Raw genomic sequence first — 15,988 nt, forward strand, 5'->3', positions numbered from 1 at the left:
GCTGGAGAGATGATCTTCAGCCCTATTTTTTTGAATAAAAAGATATAAAACACTGGAGTGTTTAAAAAGAAAATACCAAGATAAGAAATAAATTAACTCGTTACTGATTACTGTACTGAAAGGGTAGAACTACAAGAAACTTATATGGTAGAATATGTTGAGACTTTTTTATGAAGGGGGAAACCTATGTCTGGACATTCAAAATGGGCATCTATTAAACATAAAAAAGGGAAAACTGATGCAGCTCGTGGGAAAGCGTTTAGCAAATTGATTCGGTTAATAACTGTAGCAGCAAGACAGGGTGGAGGAAACCCAGATAATAATCCAAGACTTAGAGACGCAATATTAAAAGCCCGTGAAATTAATATGCCCGCAGATAATATTGATAAGGCAATTAAAAAAGGAACTGGAGAACTGGAAGGAGTAGCTATTGAAGAAGTAACTTATGAAGGATATGGACCCGGAGGAGTAGCGGTGATGGTTGATGCAACAACCGACAATCGAAATCGAACCACTGCAGAGGTACGACATTTATTTAGTAAATTAGGTGGAAATTTAGGAGAAAATGGCTCGGTTGCTTGGATTTTTGAAAGAAAAGGCTTGATTTCCTTTGATAAGGGAAGCGTTGAAGAAGATGATTTAACGATGATAGCTATAGATGCTGGTGCAGAGGACATACAGACCTCCGACACGACAATTGATATTGTTACTTCACCAGGAGATTTTGATCGGATTAAAGATTTGATTGAAGAAAATAAAATAGCATATTCCAATGCTGAAATTACTATGGTACCAAAAACTACTGTTCATCTGGAAGGCAAACAAGCTCAACAGACACTTAACCTTATAGATAGCTTAGAAGAATTAGATGATGTACAGGAAGTTTTTTCCAATTTTGAAATTTCTGATGAGTTACTTGAGTCGTTGGAGCAGTAATTTCTGATGTCATCACAGGGAAAAATTGTCTTGGGAGTTGATCCGGGCACAGCAACGACCGGATATGGTATTATAGCGAAAAGAAAAGGGAGCGAAAGGATTGAAGTTGTCAAATGCGGTGTTATTGTTACCCAAAAAGAACTTTCACTCCCTGAAAGGTTATATATAATTTACCAAGAAATGGGTCATTTAATTAATGATTATCATCCTGTTGAAGTGGCGGTTGAGGAGATTTTTTTTAATAAAAATTCCAAGACCGCTATTTCTGTTGGTGAAGCCAGGGGAGTGATCTTGTTAAACGCTGCTATGCAATCTATTCCAGTATTTGAATATACTCCTCTTCAGGTAAAGCAATCGGTGGTCGGATATGGGAGAGCAAAAAAGGAGCAGGTAATCTACATGGTAAAAACGATACTTAATATTCAAGAGATAAAGTTAACTCCCGATGATGTCGCCGATGCTTTGGCGGTAGCCATTTGTCATGCTTTTCAATCTGAAACCAATTATTCCTATGTTTGATTCAATTCGAGGAACGATTGCAGCAATTGAAAATGATGAATGGATTCTTGAAACTGATTGGTATGGCTTTCGGATTAAAGTGACCCCCTTTGTTTCTTCGGGAAAAATTGGAGAACAAAAAAAACTCTATATACGTTTTTATTTCCGTGAAGACGGAGAGTTTTTTTACTACGGATTTGAAGATCTTAAGGAAAGAGAAACCTTCGATTTAATTTGTGGGGTTAAGGGTATTGGACATAAAACTGCCCTTAAAATTCTTACCCGAATTCACTGGAAAGAATTTACTGACCTTATTTTAGCTGAAAATGTTGATTATCTCTCTTCTCGAATTAATCTTTCTTCAAAAACGGTTAAAAGACTTCTCTTGGAATTAAAACCTCGTTTAGGTAAGGTCGACTTTATTGCCTCATCTGCACCGAAGATAACAAAAACCTGGAAAGAGGTTAAAACAGCTCTGGCTGGTTTGGGGTATTCTGCAGGTGAAATTGAAGGTGTTTTAAATATTCTCTGGCAAGAAGACCAAACTACATTTGACGATACTGAAATTCTTTTGAAAAAGGCATTGGGTAAAATAGGTGGTTTGAAATGAACGATACTCCAAAACCAAATGATTTCATCCCTTTTTTAAAGGATAACGATGATGATACATCTTTACGACCCAAAAGACTGAGTGAGTTTATCGGTCAGGATAAAGTTAGGGCGAATCTCAACGTTTTTATTCAAGCTTCATTAGCTCGAGATGAGTCTTTAGACCACGTTATTCTCTATGGGCCTCCAGGTTTAGGAAAAACAACTTTAGCATCAATTATTGCCAACGAAATGAATGCCGCAATTCGCTATTTATCTGGTCCCAGCTTAACCCGTTCAGGAGACGTTGCGTCAATTCTGACCACAATATCAGATCGGGATGTTTTATTTATCGATGAAGTCCATCGGCTCCCCAGAGTGTGTGAGGAGATTCTCTATGGTGCCATGGAAGACTTTGCTCTGGATATTTTAATTGGAAAAGGGCCAGGGGCAAGAAGTGTAAGAATAAATTTACCTCCATTCACTCTCATTGGAGCAACGACCCGCATCAGTCTTTTGAGTGCACCCTTAAGAAATCGATTTGGAATCATTGAAAAACTCGATTTCTATAATCAAGGCGATTTATCGGCTATTGTTCTTCGCTCAGCGTCGGTTATGAACATTCCGATTAACCAAGATGCTTCAGATGAGGTAGCTAGAAGGTCTCGCGGGACACCTCGCATAGCCAACCGAATTTTAAAAAGAGTTAGAGATTTTGCCCAATATTACGGAAAATCGACGATTGATAAACAATTAGTAAGAGATGCCTTAGAATGCCTTGAAATCGACGATATGGGTCTTAACCGCATGGATCGAAATTTATTGAAGATTTTAATGGACCACTATCATGGAGGACCAGTGGGAATCAACAACTTAGCAACGATGTTAGGTGAAGATACTGCCACAGTCGAAGAAGTCTATGAGCCTTTTTTAATTAAAGTTGGCTTACTAATTCGTACTCCTCGAGGAAGAATGATCACTCCTCAAGGCCATCAATATATTAAAGGGAAAAAGTTATTATGAGCAAACCGCAGCTTCTTCTTCATGCTTGTTGCGGACCTTGCGCGGCGGGAGTGTATGAAGAGCTTGAAAAAGAAGGGTGGGAGGTCACCTTTCTTTTTTATAATCCTAATATCCATCCCTATGATGAATATTGTCGGAGAGAAGAAAATTTTTACCGATATATAGAAACTACCGGACAGAGGGGCATAACCCCTTTTCCTTACCAACCTATGGATTATTTTCAATCAATTTCCTCAGAAATCAATCGTTGCAATGGATGCTACCGTCTACGATTAAAAAAAGTTGCAGAATGGGGAAAAAAGAACTCATTTCAATATTTTTCAACGACTCTTACTATCAGCCCTTATCAGAATCAGAAAAATATTTTTCTAGTTGGTGAACAAATAGCGAATAATGTAGATATGATTTTTTTAAAAAAGAACTTCCAACCCTTATATCGAAATAGCAGAGATCGCTCAATCGAATTAAACCTTTATCGACAGAAATATTGTGGTTGCCTTTTCAGCTTGTGGGAGGGAGACAAAAAACGAATATGGAAATTTCTTTTTGGGCAAAAACCATCTTAATTATTGGTGTGATTTTAATCATAATTGGTTTAATCATGATGTATTTACCAAAAATACCAATTCTTCAGCGTTTAGGAAGGCTTCCGGGTGACATTATTGTAAAAAAAGGAAACGTTACCTTTTGTTTCCCCTGGGTGACCTGCATAATCATCAGCATCATATTAACAATTATATTCTCAATCTTTAGGCGGTAAGACATGATGAATAAAAAGAAAACAATTATTCCCTTGATGTTTTTATTTCTTTTATTTTTCTTTACTGGTGAAGCTGTTCGTGCCCAAAATGAACCGGTTGTGACAGTTTGTATTGTCAATGGAAGATCCGAGGTTGTGCTTTCTTCTACTGCTGGATTGAAAGTTATAATTGATGAAAAAGGTTATTCGATATCAGCCCAGGAGCAATTGTCTTTTGGAACCAGCAAGAATAAAGTGATTTGGGAAGAGAAAAAACTGGTATCTTCGGTTTTTCGAGTTACAACCCAGGGTAAAGGTTTTATTTTGGTAAACGATCGTCCTTATAGAGGTTCTTTGACTTTAAAAAGTGTGAACGGAAACCTGACTGTCATTAATCATCTTTATTTAGATGATTATATTCGAGGAACGATTAAGAAGGAGATAAATCCACATTGGCCCGAAGAAGCCGTAAAAGCTCAAATTGTTACTGCTCGTACTTATGCTGTAAAAAACTTAGCGCGTCACCGTGATCAAGGTTATGATTTTTGTGCTTCGTCGCATTGCCAGGTTTATGGAGGAGTGAGTGCTGAAGATCCTATTACCAATAAACTAATAGATACTATAAAAGGCTTGATTCTTATTTACCAAGGTCAACCAGCAGGAGTTTGTTTCCACTCTGAGAGTGGTGGATATACCGATTCAGCACAAAATGTTTGGGGGAGAAGTGTTTCTTACTTGGTGAGTGTTGAATCTCCCTGGGAAAGCGACTCTCCTAACGCCCAGTGGGAGTTGGAAATCAGCTCGGAGGAATTGAATCGGTCTTTACAAAAAGCCGGCTTTATTCAGGGTACGATTGTTGATGTTCAAGCACAACCAAACTCCGGAAGCCATCGAGTAAGAGAATTATTAATTCAGACCACACTGAAGAGATACCGAATTCCAGCGAGCAAGGTTCGCGAAGCCCTGGGTTACGACCGGCTTCCCAGTACCTTTTTTCAACTCACTCCTATTACCAAAACCATTATTCAGTCCAGACCAACACCAATGCCCAAAGCGACTCCATTGCCTTCGCCTCTTATTTCAGATAATTCATGCCATGACGATGAAGATCCGGGCTATCGGGAAATGTTAGATAAAGATTGGAACCTGGACGATATCTTAACTTTTTTAAGTCTTCGGGAACAAGAGAGACAGAAATCAAATTTAGGACAAACCAACCAAACATCTCCTTCTAACTCTAAAGAGGAATTAAAAGAAAAAGAAGTTCATAATATTTATAATAATCCTAAAACCAATTATCGTACCAATACCGTTTACTTATTTAAGGGGAAAGGTTATGGACATGGGGTTGGCCTCTCCCAGTGGGGCGCTAGGGGAATGGCTATGAAAGGGTATTCCTATCAGGAAATATTGTTTCATTATTTTCCTGGTTGTGAAATAAAAAAGGCTCGTTTTAAATGATTTTAACTGATCAATTTGATTTTCATCTTCCTAACGAACTCATCGCCCAGCGGCCGGTTATTCCGCGAGATCAATGCCGATTAATGGTCATCAATCGCCTCTCTCAAAATATTGAGCATCGCAGATTTTTCGATTTAGGCCTTTATTTGAAACCGAAAGACCTTGTTGTCATCAATGATTCTCGAGTGATTCCAGCCCGTTTTTTTACAAAAAAAAATCCAACCGGTGGGAAAATCGAACTCCTTTTTCTGCATCGACGCCAAGGGCTTTGGGCTTGTATGCTTAATCATTCCCGACGGATTAAAGAAGGAACCATTCTCTCCCTTCCGGGGCACCCAGAAATTTTTTGGCAGGTGGAAGAAAGAGAAAAGGATTGGTGGCTTCTTCGTCCCTCTTTTCCCCCCGAAAAAGAAGACGAAATATTTTTTAATTTTGGAGCGACACCAACACCGCCATATATTAAGACTCCAAACGTAAAGTTAGAAGAATACCAAACGATATACGCAAAACAGAAGGGTTCGGTTGCAGCCCCAACAGCTGGACTGCATTTTACTCAGTTACTTATTGATACGCTCAAAATTCAAGGTATTCAATTTGCTTCGATTACTCTTCATGTTGGTCTGGGAACTTTTTTTCCAGTGAAGACTCCAATTATTGAAGAACATCAAATGCACAGCGAGTGGTACCAGCTAAACCGAATGACGGCAGAGATGATTCGAGAGACCAAAAATAATGGAGGTCGAGTGATCGCAGTTGGGACAACGGTCGTTCGTGTTCTTGAATCAGTTTATCATCAGCATGGAAGAATAGTTGAACAAAGTGGAGAAACTGATATTTTTATTTATCCAGGATTTCAATTTCAAATAATTGATGCCATGATCACAAATTTTCATATTCCACGTTCCACTCTCTTTATGCTGGTTTGTGCTTTTGCAGGAACAGAACTGATGAAAACCGCTTATCAAGAAGCCATTGAAAAACGTTATCGTTTTTTTAGCTTTGGAGATGCAACTTTCATAATATAAAAGTATAATTTATAAAGTTTTTAACCATAAAAATCCATCAACCAATTCGTGCTTATTTGAATAAAGGAGAAATCAATACTCATGAAATCTTTTACGTTCTTGCATCAGGATGAAAAAACAAAAGCCAGAGTGGGAATACTTCATACCGCACATGGCGATATTCCGACCCCGGTATTCATGCCGGTTGGGACTCAAGGAACAGTAAAAGCCATGGCTCCTGATCGTTTAAAAGCTATTGGAGTGAAAATGTTGTTGGGCAATTCTTATCATCTCCATCTCCGTCCGGGAGAAGATTTGATTGGCGAGATGGGTGGTCTGCATCGTTTTATGTCGTGGGATGGTTCTATACTCACCGATAGTGGTGGTTTCCAAATCTTCAGTCTTTCTGGTTTAGTAAAAATTGATGACCAAGGAGCTCTTTTCCGGTCTCATTTAGATGGGTCTCTTCACAATTTTACTCCTGAAACATCAATGCAAATTCAGCAAGACATTGGTGCTGATGTGGTTATGATTCTTGATCAATGCGTTGGCTACCCAGCGAATGATTTTCAAGTCAAGACTAGTACTAACCGAACACTGGTGTGGGCGAAAAAATGTCGGGAAGCATTTCAATCAGACTCACAAATGTTATTTGGGATTCTTCAAGGAGGGACTCTTCCCGAGTTGAGAAGATACAGTGCCGAAGAAACTGTAAATATTGGTTTTGATGGGTATGCCATTGGAGGATTGAGTGTCGGAGAACCAAAACCGATTATGTATTCAATAATTGATGAGGTAGAACCTTACTTACCAAAATCGCAAGCTCGGTACCTTATGGGTGTGGGATCACCTGATAGTATCATTGAAGGGGTGATGAGAGGAATCGATATGTTTGATTGTGTTCTGCCAACCAGGAATGCGAGAAACTCAGCATTACTAACCTGGTCGGGAAGAATGAATATCGACCGATTAGAATATTCTCGAGATTCCAACCCAATTGATCCCCATTGTCAGTGTTATACCTGTCAAAATTTTTCTCGTTCTTATTTGCGTCATTTGTTTAAAGCCGGAGAAATTTTAGCGGCTGAACTGGCTACTATACACAATCTTTTTTTTATGGTAGAGTTAATGAATCGCATTCGTAAGGCCATTTTAAACGGTTCTTTTCAAGATTTATCATCTGATCTCTTAGCACGCTTCCAGGGACAGATTGTAAATACATAAAACAAATTTTTAAAGGAGTGATTTGAATATGGGTTTCTTTACCTCAATAGCGTATGCTTCAACTGGCGGCGCTGCAACTGGTGGTGCCGCACCGGCAGCCGCACCAGCGGGTAGCATGTTTACACAACTGCTTCCACTCATTTTCATCATCGTTATATTTTACTTTTTGCTCATTCGACCACAACAGCAAAAACAAAAAGCTCAGAGAGATTTGATCAGTAGCATACAGAAGGGAGATCATGTAGTTACCATTGGAGGAATTCATGGTACCGTGATTCAGGTGTCCGATGATGAAATCACCCTCGAAGTTTCCAAGGGAGTCAATATCCGTTTTGTCAAATCAGCAGTTTCTACGAAAAAGTAAAAAAGGAAAAGAAATTGGTTAAAGGGGGCAGGATATTTTGACAAAGAATTGGAAAGATTTTCCCTGGAGATTAATCATTACCATCGCTTTAGTCGTTTTGGCTATTATTTCAGTATTTCCTGTCGAGAAAAAAATTCGTTTGGGTTTGGACTTGAAAGGAGGGTCCCATATCCTTTTAGAGTGTGTTGATACTCCAGAAGCTCCCCTAGATGAAGATTCAGTGAAACGAGTGGTTGAAATTGTTCGAAATCGAATAGACCAATTAGGAGTAGCTGAACCATTAATTCTCCGACAGGGTGAAAAAAGAGTCTTAGTTCAGCTTCCAGGAATTGCCGATCCCCAAAGAGCAGTGGAGATTATTGGACAAACTGCTTTGTTGGAATTTAAAGATGAAACTGGAAAAACTCTACTAACCGGAGCAACACTTAAAAATGCTCAAGTTCAATATGACCGTTTTGGAAGACCAACAGTCTCTATATCTTTTAATGATGAGGGAGCAAAGCTATTTGGTCAGGCTACTACCACCAATGTTGGGAAACCAATTGGCATTTATCTTGATGGGAATTTAATATCCAATCCAGTTGTTCAGGAACCTATTCTCCAAGGTGATGCTCAAATTACTGGTCAGTTTACTCTGGATGAAGCCCAAAATTTAGCTATATTATTAAGAGCTGGTGCCCTTCCGGTTAAAGTGGTTGTTGCTGAAGAACGCTCGGTTGGGCCATCCCTTGGAAAAGACTCAATTACTAGTGGATTAAGAGCAGCAATAATCGCCGGTATATTTGTATTTATTTTTATGTTCCTCTACTACGGTTGGTTAGGAATTCTTGCTGATATTGCTTTAGTATGTTATGCACTGTTTACATTAGCTTTGCTTTCTGTTTTACAGGCGACTCTTACTTTGCCAGGTATTGCAGGATTTATCTTATCCATCGCCATGGCGGTTGATGCGAATGTTTTAATTTTTGAAAGAATCAAAGAAGAATATCGTGCTGGAAAAACATGGAGAGCAGCAATTCAAGCTGGTTTTGATAAGGCATTCCGAACCATTCTTGACTCGAACATAACCACCATTATTGCCGCTGCGTTGTTGTTCTTTATTGGATCGGGTTCGGTGCGTGGATTTGGAATTACTCTCACCTTAGGTATCATCTGTAGTATGTTTACTGGAATATGGGTGACAAGAGTGCTGATTGATTATCTCGCACCAAAACCAACAATTAAATCGTAGGATGTGGAGGGACCCGATATGGAGATATTTGTAAAACCAAATTTTAATTTTGTTGATCATCGGAAATTACCTTATATAATTTGTATCATTTTTATCATACTTACTGTGGTTGGATTAATCCGTGGTATAAATTATGGTGTGGACTTTCGTGGTGGAACACTTCTTCAATACCATTTTACCCAAGAAGTAACCGCTGAACAAGTTCGGGAGGTATTAGACGAATTCGATCTTTCAGCAAGCACCATTCAAAGATTTTCAGACAATGAAGTTGCCATCCGAACACCTCAGCTAACTTTGGACCAGAGAAATCAACTTACTGATACCTTAAAAAATCAAATTGGTGAACTAAAAATAGTTCGAAATGAAGAAGTTGGACCAACGGTTGGCAGTGAATTAAGGCGAGCGGCCTATTTGGCTCTCATTTTTTCTATTATAGGAATTTTGATATATGTTGGAATACGTTTTGAATTGCGGCCAGCTGTAACATCAGTTTTAGCGTTAGCCAATACCGGTATTATGACTTTGGGGTTGGTAGCATTATTAAATATTGAATTTGACACTACTATATTAGCAGCCCTTCTCACAGTTTTAGGATATTCGATTAATGACTCTATTGTGGTTATGGATAGGATTCGTGAACGATTAAACTACCGCAAGCGAGAAGACGCCAAAACCCTTATCAATACCAGTCTCAATGAAACCCTTTCGAGAACTATAATGACTGGAACCACTACAATAATTGCAGTTATAATCCTTTATTTTTTTGGAGGAAAAATGTTGCAACCCTTTGCTCTTACGATGCTTATGGGTTTGTTATTCGGAACTTTTTCTTCAATATTTGTAGCTGCGATGCTTTTTTATGAGTGGGAAGTCAAAAAACCTCTGAGGAGGTAAACTATTTGAATCAGAGGAAATGGCAGATCCGAAAAGTAAACAGAGGCTGTTTGAAACATTTAGCAGGCAGCCTCTGTTCGCCAATCTCGATTGCGCGAGTCCTTATGAATCGGGGTATTATTACCCCTAACCAGGCTCAGTCATTTTTAGACCCCGACCTGTCCTCTCTGGATAACCTTCGTTCTCTACCCGACCTCAGAAAAGCTGTTTTGCTAATAGACGCAATTATTAAAGGAAATGGGAAAATCCTTATTTTTGGTGATTATGATGCTGATGGATTAACTGCTTGTGCGATACTATTTCTTTTTTTAAAAAAAATAACTCCTTACGTGGAAACTTACATCCCCAGTCGTTTTCATGAAGGGTATGGTTTATCTGAAAAAGCTGTAGAAAATATAATCAAAATGAATCCCGATTTGGTTATTACTGTGGACTCTGGGATAAAAGATATCAAAGGAGTCAGTATATTAAAAAATAAAGGAATAAAAATTATTATAACCGATCATCACGTTCCCCACCCCGAGGAGAGACCTGATGCCGATGTTCTGGTTTCTACCTGGGATTGGAATGATAAAAAAATAATCCTTCCTTTATCTGGAGCCGGAGTAGCCTTAGCTTTAGCGCACGAATATGCCATATATCGGGGAATGACCCTTTCTCCTATTGAAGAATTTATTTCTCTAGCTTGTGTAGGAACAGTTGGAGATGTCGTCCCATTATTGGATGAGAATCGGGTTATAGTAAAATATGGTTTGAAGAAAATTAATCAAAATCCGGGTTGTGGCTTGCAAGCGCTTATAGAAGTGGTTGGTTTTAGTAATAAAGACATACAATCAGAGCAGATTGGTTATATTATTGCCCCTCGTTTAAATGCTGCCGGGAGAGTAGAAGACCCAAGGGCGGCATTTGAACTTTTGATTAGTGATAATTATCATGACGCTCTGCAACAAGCCAAGCTTCTTAATGAGTATAATCAAAAGCGACAAAAAGAAGAAACGAAAGTTTTTTCAAGCTTGATCGAAGACAAAAATAATCAGGAAGCAATGAAAGATGAAATCGTAGTGGTTTCTGGAAAGAACTGGAGTACTGGCGTTTTAGGAATAATTGCTTCCAGGTTAAGCGAACGCCTATTACGGCCGGTAATTGTACTGAGTGAAAACGATTCTGTCGCCGTTGGTTCAGCAAGAAGTATTTTAGGATTTAATATTACTGATTCTTTGGAAAAAGTCTCATCATTACTCATTCGGTATGGAGGCCATGAAATGGCTGCCGGTCTCAAAATTTCTTTAGATAATCTGGATACTTTCCGACAGCGATTAAATGAATTATTCAGTGAACGAGTAAAGATGCTGAAAGAAAAAAATGGTATAGTTGTAGATGCTCAGGTAACCATGGCTGATGTTGATTCACAGTTTATGCTATGGTTAAAAAAACTGGAACCTTTTGGAGAAAAAAATCCGAATCCATTGTTTGTTTCTTCAGATGTTATTGTCAATGAAAGGTGGTATTCGGGAAAAAACCGACAGCGGTTGGAATTAGTTCTTATGCAGAATAATAAAATGAGACAACATCGTATTGATGCAATGATTCGGAGCGAGAATGTATCTGATTTAGCTTCAAGCTCACTGATCGATTTAATATTTGAAGTTCGTAAAGGATATTGGGATCAGCCTTATTTAAAGATTATGGATTGGCGAATAAAAAAATGAAAGGGATGAAAGAAATGGATTTAGCCTCTATTATTCGTAATATTCCTGATTTCCCAAAAGCTGGAATTCAATTTAAAGATATAACAACTTTATTAAAAAACCATGATGCTTTTCGCCAAGCTGTCGATTCGCTCTATCATCTTTTTAAAGATCAAGAAGTGGACATCGTTGTTGGGATAGAAGCCCGAGGTTTTATTTTAGGTTCTGTCGTTGCCTATCTTTTGGATGCCGGATTTGTACCGGTTCGAAAAAAGGGAAAGTTACCTGCAGCAGTTAGATCAAAGACTTATGATTTGGAATACGGCAGTGCCACCCTGGAAATGCACCTGGATGCCATAGAAAAAAATCAAAAAGTGGTGATTATCGATGATTTGCTGGCAACAGGTGGGACAGTCCGTGCCGTGTGTGAGATGATTGAGGAAGCCGGCGGAGAGATCGCCGGAATCGCCTTTTTAATAGAGTTAGAGTCTTTACAGGGGAGAAAAGCTATCGATAAATATCAGGTTTACTCTTTGATTAAGTTAGACTGACCAAATTTTCCCTTCTCACTTAATGGGAGAAGTTAGTGATGAGAGTGATAATGCTTATCTAAAACCGTTATTGCATGGTGTTGAACCATTCTTTGGCTAGAAGACGTGACAATCTGATCCACCTACTTCGTTGGTGGGGGATGTCACAAAGTGACGTGGTGAGTCTGGGTTTATCATATTTTGTATTTTATGATAATTAATTAAGAAGCTCACACCTTTCTTTCTGAAAAAAAAGGGAGGGAAATATGCTTCGTAATGAGGAAGAAATAAATAGTATTTTTTCAAAAGCTATAACTCTTGAATCACTTCAAGAAAAAATTGATTCATATAACCCCAATGGCGACCGAGAACTGATAAAAAAAGCTTATGATTACTCATTAGCTGCTCACACCGGACAGAGTCGCCTTTCGGGCGAGCCCTATATAATTCATCCTTTATCAGTAGCTCACATTGTTGCCGACCTTCGAATGGATGACAGCACTATTGCCGCTGCTTTGCTTCACGATGTGTTGGAAGATACCAAATCGACAGAAATTCAAGTTGGTGAAATATTTGGAAAAGAAATAACTCTTTTAGTGAAAGGAGTAAGCAAGTTAAATGTTGGTTTTCATTTTACTTCCAAAGAGGAAGAACAAATAGAAAATTACAGACGTCTCTTTGTAGCAATGGCTGAAGATATTCGGGTCATTATTATAAAATTAGCTGATCGTCTTCACAACATGAGAACTTTAAAATTCCAATACCGGGACAAAAAGGAGTTGATAGCAAGAGAGACCTTGGAAATTTTTGCCCCAATCGCACATCGTCTTGGTATTGGTATGATTCAGACCGAATTGGAGAATTTAAGTCTTTATTTTCTTGATCCAGAATCTTACTGTAATATCCAACAAGGTATTGAAAAAATTAGAGATCACCGTGAAAAACAAATCCAGGAAGCGACAGAAAAGCTTTCTCAAAGGATTCAACAAGCCAATTTAGTTGTAGAAATCCAAAGCCGTTTGAAAAACATTTATAGTATTTATTTGAAAATCAATCGTCAAAATGTAAGCCTTGAAGATCTACATGATTTAATTGCTCTTCGAGTAATAACCAATACTGTTGAAGAGTGCTATGCAGTATTAGGACTGATACACTCTCTTTGGGTGCCGGTTGCGGGAAGGTTTAAAGATTATATTGCTCTCCCCAAATCGAATATGTACCAATCACTTCATACCACGGTAATCGGTCCTGGTGGAGTTCCAATGGAAATTCAAATCCGAACCAAAGAAATGCATCATGTTGCTGAATATGGAATTGCTGCCCATTGGAGGTACAAAGAAGGGAAATCCGCCGATTCGGCTGATGCCTTTAATGAACGCATGGCTTGGTTAAGGCAAATATTGGAATGGCAACAAGACCTGAGAACCACCCATGAATTTGTGGAAAGCCTCAAAATTGACCTTTTTGATGATGAAGTTTATGTTTTTACACCCAAGGGAGATTTAAAAAAACTTCCCAAAGGTTCAAGTCCAATCGATTTTGCATATTTAATTCATACTGAAGTGGGGAATAACTGCATTGGAGCGCGAGTGAATAAGCAGATTGTCCCACTGGATTATGAACTAAAAAGCGGAGACATTGTAGAAATTATTTCTTCCCGTTCCTCTTCTGGACCTAGCCTAGACTGGTTGAGAATAGCAAAAACTCCTGCGGCTCGAAATAAAATCCGAGCATTTCTGCGCAGAAAGAATCGAGAAACCAATCGAGAAAGAGGAAAATTATTTATGGAGAGAGAGCTGGAAAAGTTTTCGCTTACTCCAGAAGAACAAAACCTGGTGAATGCTAAAATTACCGAGTTTATGGAAGCAAATAACTATAAAACAATTGAGGATTTGCATGTTATAATCGGAGAAGGACGACTTACCATTCATCAATTTATTGGAAAAGTTGTTCCATTTGATATTCGAAAACGTTTTCAAACTCGAAGAAAAGCAGATACAAAAAAAACTGCTCAAACCAGTGGAGATGGGGTTATCATTCAAGGAGCGACTGGTTTGGCTGTTAAGTTAGCTCGTTGTTGTACTCCAATTCCTGGCGATAAAATTGTCGGTTATGTAACTCTGGGGAAAGGCATTACTATTCATCGACTTGATTGCCATAATTTAGTTAGATTGACCCAAGATGAAGAGCGTTTAGTGGAGGCAGAATGGGATGAAAATTATGGCCGCTTTTACGATGCTGGTTTGGTTGTTGATGCTTTGGATCGCCCAAAGCTTCTGGTGGATATTACCAATACAGTAGCCAATTATGGTGTAAGTATTCGATCAGTCCATGCTCATTCTATGATGAACGATGCTCGTATATATTTAGTAATATCGGTAAAAAATAAAGTTGAGCTTGATAATTTATTTCGTGAAATAAAAAAGGTTTCCAATGTTAGGAGTGTACGAAGAGGAGGAATATTTGGTTTACGGTGAAAGCGCTTATTCAAAGAGTGAACAAAGCACAAGTTTTAATTGACGGGAAGATAGTTGGAAAAATTGGGAAAGGAATGGTGGTATTTTTAGGAGTTGGTAAAAACGATAATTCACTAGACATAGATTTTATGGTGAGAAAAATTCCTCAGCTTCGAATATTCGATGATGTTCAAGGAAAAATGAATATCTGTCTAAAGGAAATCCAAGGCGAGATTCTCCTTATATCACAATTTACTCTTTATGGAAATTGTAGAAGAGGGCTTCGACCGAGTTATGATGAAGCGGCAGCACCCCTAGAAGCCAAGAAACTTTATGATCAAGTCGCTCAAAATCTGCGTGATCAGAATATAACCATTGCTGAAGGGGTTTTCGGAGCGATGATGCAAGTTGAATTGAGCAACGATGGTCCAGTGACGATTTTGCTTGATAGCAAGGAAAGGAGAAAAGCATGAGTAACAATGTAAGAGTCGAAGTCTATACCCTCGGTGATTTAATGACCAATTGTTACTGTCTTTATAATAGCAATGAAGCTCTCCTCATTGACCCTGGTGGCCCTTCTCAAGAGTTGGTCGAATTCATAACTTCTAAAAATTTAACTTTAAGATATATTATTAATACCCACGGTCATTTTGATCATATTAACGGAAATGATTTTTTTAAAAACTATTTTCCCTTTGCCAAGATAATAGTTTATGAAGCTGATGTGGCCTATCTTAACCACCCTGATCTAAACTTATCGGTAGAATTTTTTCGACCTTATCAATCGCCTGAACCGGATATTCTAATTCGAGGAAAAAAAGAACTTTTTGAACTGTTTGATGAAGAAGTTTACTTTTATCATAGTCCTGGCCATACACCGGGAAGTATGTGTTTATCCTTTCCTAAACAAAAATGGCTTTTTTGCGGAGATACACTTTTTTCTGGTTCAATAGGAAGAACCGATCATCCGGGGGGTTCATTTCAGGAGATCCTTGAATCCCTGACCATGATCATGCAATGTTTTGATGATGAAACCAGAGTTTTTCCTGGTCACGGCCCGGAAACAACGATTGAAAATGAGAAAAAAATGAATCCGTATGTCCTTGAATACGTGAATTGTATTAGTTAATTCCTCACATTATTTTATAAAGACACTCCCCTAACCCCCCTCAATGGAGGAATTCATTTGATGGTATTTTTTGGATAATCCTTCACACTGCATGGCAGCGCCAGATGAGAATGAAAATAGTTGCCACCCTCATCCTGAATCTCTCCCATCAGGGGAGAAGAAAAAAGAAAAAATAGAGAAGGTGAGAAGGAGATTGAAATACTCAAAATTGGGTGCAATAAAT

General features: G+C 38.5%; 17 protein-coding genes. All 17 read left to right on the forward strand.

Annotated features, from left to right (window positions below):
• Window positions 1–186 precede the first annotated feature (186 nt).
• On the forward strand, window positions 187–936 hold the full coding sequence (locus RT761_RS09690; RefSeq protein WP_218111219.1) for a YebC/PmpR family DNA-binding transcriptional regulator: 750 nt from the start codon (window positions 187–189) through the stop codon (window positions 934–936).
• A 6-nt stretch (window positions 937–942) separates the two neighbouring features.
• Entirely contained in the window at window positions 943–1,455 is a 513-nt protein-coding gene (ruvC, locus tag RT761_RS09695) for a crossover junction endodeoxyribonuclease RuvC (RefSeq protein WP_218111220.1), read from the forward strand.
• Window positions 1,418–2,044 carry a Holliday junction branch migration protein RuvA gene (ruvA, locus tag RT761_RS09700; RefSeq protein WP_218111221.1) on the forward strand — a complete coding sequence of 209 codons (627 nt, stop codon included), beginning with the start codon at window positions 1,418–1,420 and terminating at the stop codon, window positions 2,042–2,044. Before ruvC ends, ruvA begins: the two co-directional genes overlap by 38 nt.
• Entirely contained in the window at window positions 2,041–3,045 is a 1,005-nt protein-coding gene (gene ruvB / locus RT761_RS09705; RefSeq protein WP_218111222.1) for a Holliday junction branch migration DNA helicase RuvB, read from the forward strand. The genes ruvA and ruvB overlap by 4 nt, the downstream gene beginning before the upstream one ends.
• Window positions 3,042–3,611: an epoxyqueuosine reductase QueH gene (locus RT761_RS09710; protein ID WP_218111223.1), complete on the forward strand. Its 570-nt coding sequence runs from the start codon at window positions 3,042–3,044 to the stop codon at window positions 3,609–3,611. Before ruvB ends, RT761_RS09710 begins: the two co-directional genes overlap by 4 nt.
• 38 nt (window positions 3,612–3,649) lie before the next feature.
• Window positions 3,650–3,805 carry a DUF2905 domain-containing protein gene (locus RT761_RS14300; RefSeq protein WP_246465346.1) on the forward strand — a complete coding sequence of 52 codons (156 nt, stop codon included), beginning with the start codon at window positions 3,650–3,652 and terminating at the stop codon, window positions 3,803–3,805.
• 3 nt (window positions 3,806–3,808) lie between these two features.
• Complete coding sequence (locus RT761_RS09720) at window positions 3,809–5,245, forward strand: SpoIID/LytB domain-containing protein (protein WP_218111224.1); 1,437 nt, start codon at window positions 3,809–3,811, stop codon at window positions 5,243–5,245.
• Complete coding sequence (gene queA / locus RT761_RS09725) at window positions 5,245–6,270, forward strand: tRNA preQ1(34) S-adenosylmethionine ribosyltransferase-isomerase QueA (RefSeq protein ID WP_343073782.1); 1,026 nt, start codon at window positions 5,245–5,247, stop codon at window positions 6,268–6,270. The genes RT761_RS09720 and queA overlap by 1 nt, the downstream gene beginning before the upstream one ends.
• Before the next feature lie 81 nt (window positions 6,271–6,351).
• Window positions 6,352–7,473, forward strand: a complete 1,122-nt coding sequence (gene tgt / locus RT761_RS09730; protein WP_218111226.1) for a tRNA guanosine(34) transglycosylase Tgt — start codon at window positions 6,352–6,354, stop codon at window positions 7,471–7,473.
• Window positions 7,474–7,501: 28 nt separating this feature from the next.
• Window positions 7,502–7,837, forward strand: a complete 336-nt coding sequence (yajC, locus tag RT761_RS09735) for a preprotein translocase subunit YajC (RefSeq protein ID WP_218111227.1) — start codon at window positions 7,502–7,504, stop codon at window positions 7,835–7,837.
• Window positions 7,838–7,874: 37 nt separating this feature from the next.
• A complete protein-coding gene (gene secD / locus RT761_RS09740) occupies window positions 7,875–9,068 on the forward strand; it encodes a protein translocase subunit SecD (RefSeq protein ID WP_218111228.1) in 1,194 nt (397 codons plus the stop codon).
• Window positions 9,069–9,086: 18 nt separating this feature from the next.
• Window positions 9,087–9,962, forward strand: coding sequence for a protein translocase subunit SecF (gene secF / locus RT761_RS09745; RefSeq protein WP_218111229.1), 876 nt, complete (start codon window positions 9,087–9,089; stop codon window positions 9,960–9,962).
• A gap of 5 nt (window positions 9,963–9,967) precedes the next feature.
• Complete coding sequence (recJ, locus tag RT761_RS09750; protein WP_218111230.1) at window positions 9,968–11,671, forward strand: single-stranded-DNA-specific exonuclease RecJ; 1,704 nt, start codon at window positions 9,968–9,970, stop codon at window positions 11,669–11,671.
• Window positions 11,672–11,685: 14 nt separating this feature from the next.
• Window positions 11,686–12,201, forward strand: coding sequence for an adenine phosphoribosyltransferase (locus RT761_RS09755; RefSeq protein ID WP_218111231.1), 516 nt, complete (start codon window positions 11,686–11,688; stop codon window positions 12,199–12,201).
• 245 nt (window positions 12,202–12,446) lie between these two features.
• Window positions 12,447–14,657: a RelA/SpoT family protein gene (locus RT761_RS09760; RefSeq protein ID WP_218111232.1), complete on the forward strand. Its 2,211-nt coding sequence runs from the start codon at window positions 12,447–12,449 to the stop codon at window positions 14,655–14,657.
• Window positions 14,654–15,109, forward strand: a complete 456-nt coding sequence (dtd, locus tag RT761_RS09765) for a D-aminoacyl-tRNA deacylase (RefSeq protein WP_218111233.1) — start codon at window positions 14,654–14,656, stop codon at window positions 15,107–15,109. Before RT761_RS09760 ends, dtd begins: the two co-directional genes overlap by 4 nt.
• On the forward strand, window positions 15,106–15,765 hold the full coding sequence (locus RT761_RS09770; RefSeq protein WP_218111234.1) for an MBL fold metallo-hydrolase: 660 nt from the start codon (window positions 15,106–15,108) through the stop codon (window positions 15,763–15,765). Before dtd ends, RT761_RS09770 begins: the two co-directional genes overlap by 4 nt.
• The last annotated feature ends 223 nt before the right edge of the window (window positions 15,766–15,988 follow it).

Origin of the sequence: Atribacter laminatus, assembly GCF_015775515.1 — a bacterium.
Classification (GTDB): domain Bacteria; phylum Atribacterota; class Atribacteria; order Atribacterales; family Atribacteraceae; genus Atribacter; species Atribacter laminatus.

Excerpts from the sequence above, each read along its gene's own strand:
- RT761_RS09690 (WP_218111219.1), top strand. The coding sequence starts at position 187 with ATGTCTGGACATTCAAAATGGGCATCTATTAAACATAAAAAAGGGAAA.
- ruvC (WP_218111220.1), top strand. The coding sequence starts at position 943 with ATGTCATCACAGGGAAAAATTGTCTTGGGAGTTGATCCGGGCACAGCA.
- ruvA (WP_218111221.1), top strand. The coding sequence starts at position 1,418 with ATGCTTTTCAATCTGAAACCAATTATTCCTATGTTTGATTCAATTCGA.
- ruvB (WP_218111222.1), top strand. The coding sequence starts at position 2,041 with ATGAACGATACTCCAAAACCAAATGATTTCATCCCTTTTTTAAAGGAT.
- RT761_RS09710 (WP_218111223.1), top strand. The coding sequence starts at position 3,042 with ATGAGCAAACCGCAGCTTCTTCTTCATGCTTGTTGCGGACCTTGCGCG.
- RT761_RS14300 (WP_246465346.1), top strand. The coding sequence starts at position 3,650 with ATGTATTTACCAAAAATACCAATTCTTCAGCGTTTAGGAAGGCTTCCG.
- RT761_RS09720 (WP_218111224.1), top strand. The coding sequence starts at position 3,809 with ATGATGAATAAAAAGAAAACAATTATTCCCTTGATGTTTTTATTTCTT.
- tgt (WP_218111226.1), top strand. The coding sequence starts at position 6,352 with ATGAAATCTTTTACGTTCTTGCATCAGGATGAAAAAACAAAAGCCAGA.
- yajC (WP_218111227.1), top strand. The coding sequence starts at position 7,502 with ATGGGTTTCTTTACCTCAATAGCGTATGCTTCAACTGGCGGCGCTGCA.
- secF (WP_218111229.1), top strand. The coding sequence starts at position 9,087 with ATGGAGATATTTGTAAAACCAAATTTTAATTTTGTTGATCATCGGAAA.
- RT761_RS09755 (WP_218111231.1), top strand. The coding sequence starts at position 11,686 with ATGGATTTAGCCTCTATTATTCGTAATATTCCTGATTTCCCAAAAGCT.
- RT761_RS09760 (WP_218111232.1), top strand. The coding sequence starts at position 12,447 with ATGCTTCGTAATGAGGAAGAAATAAATAGTATTTTTTCAAAAGCTATA.
- RT761_RS09770 (WP_218111234.1), top strand. The coding sequence starts at position 15,106 with ATGAGTAACAATGTAAGAGTCGAAGTCTATACCCTCGGTGATTTAATG.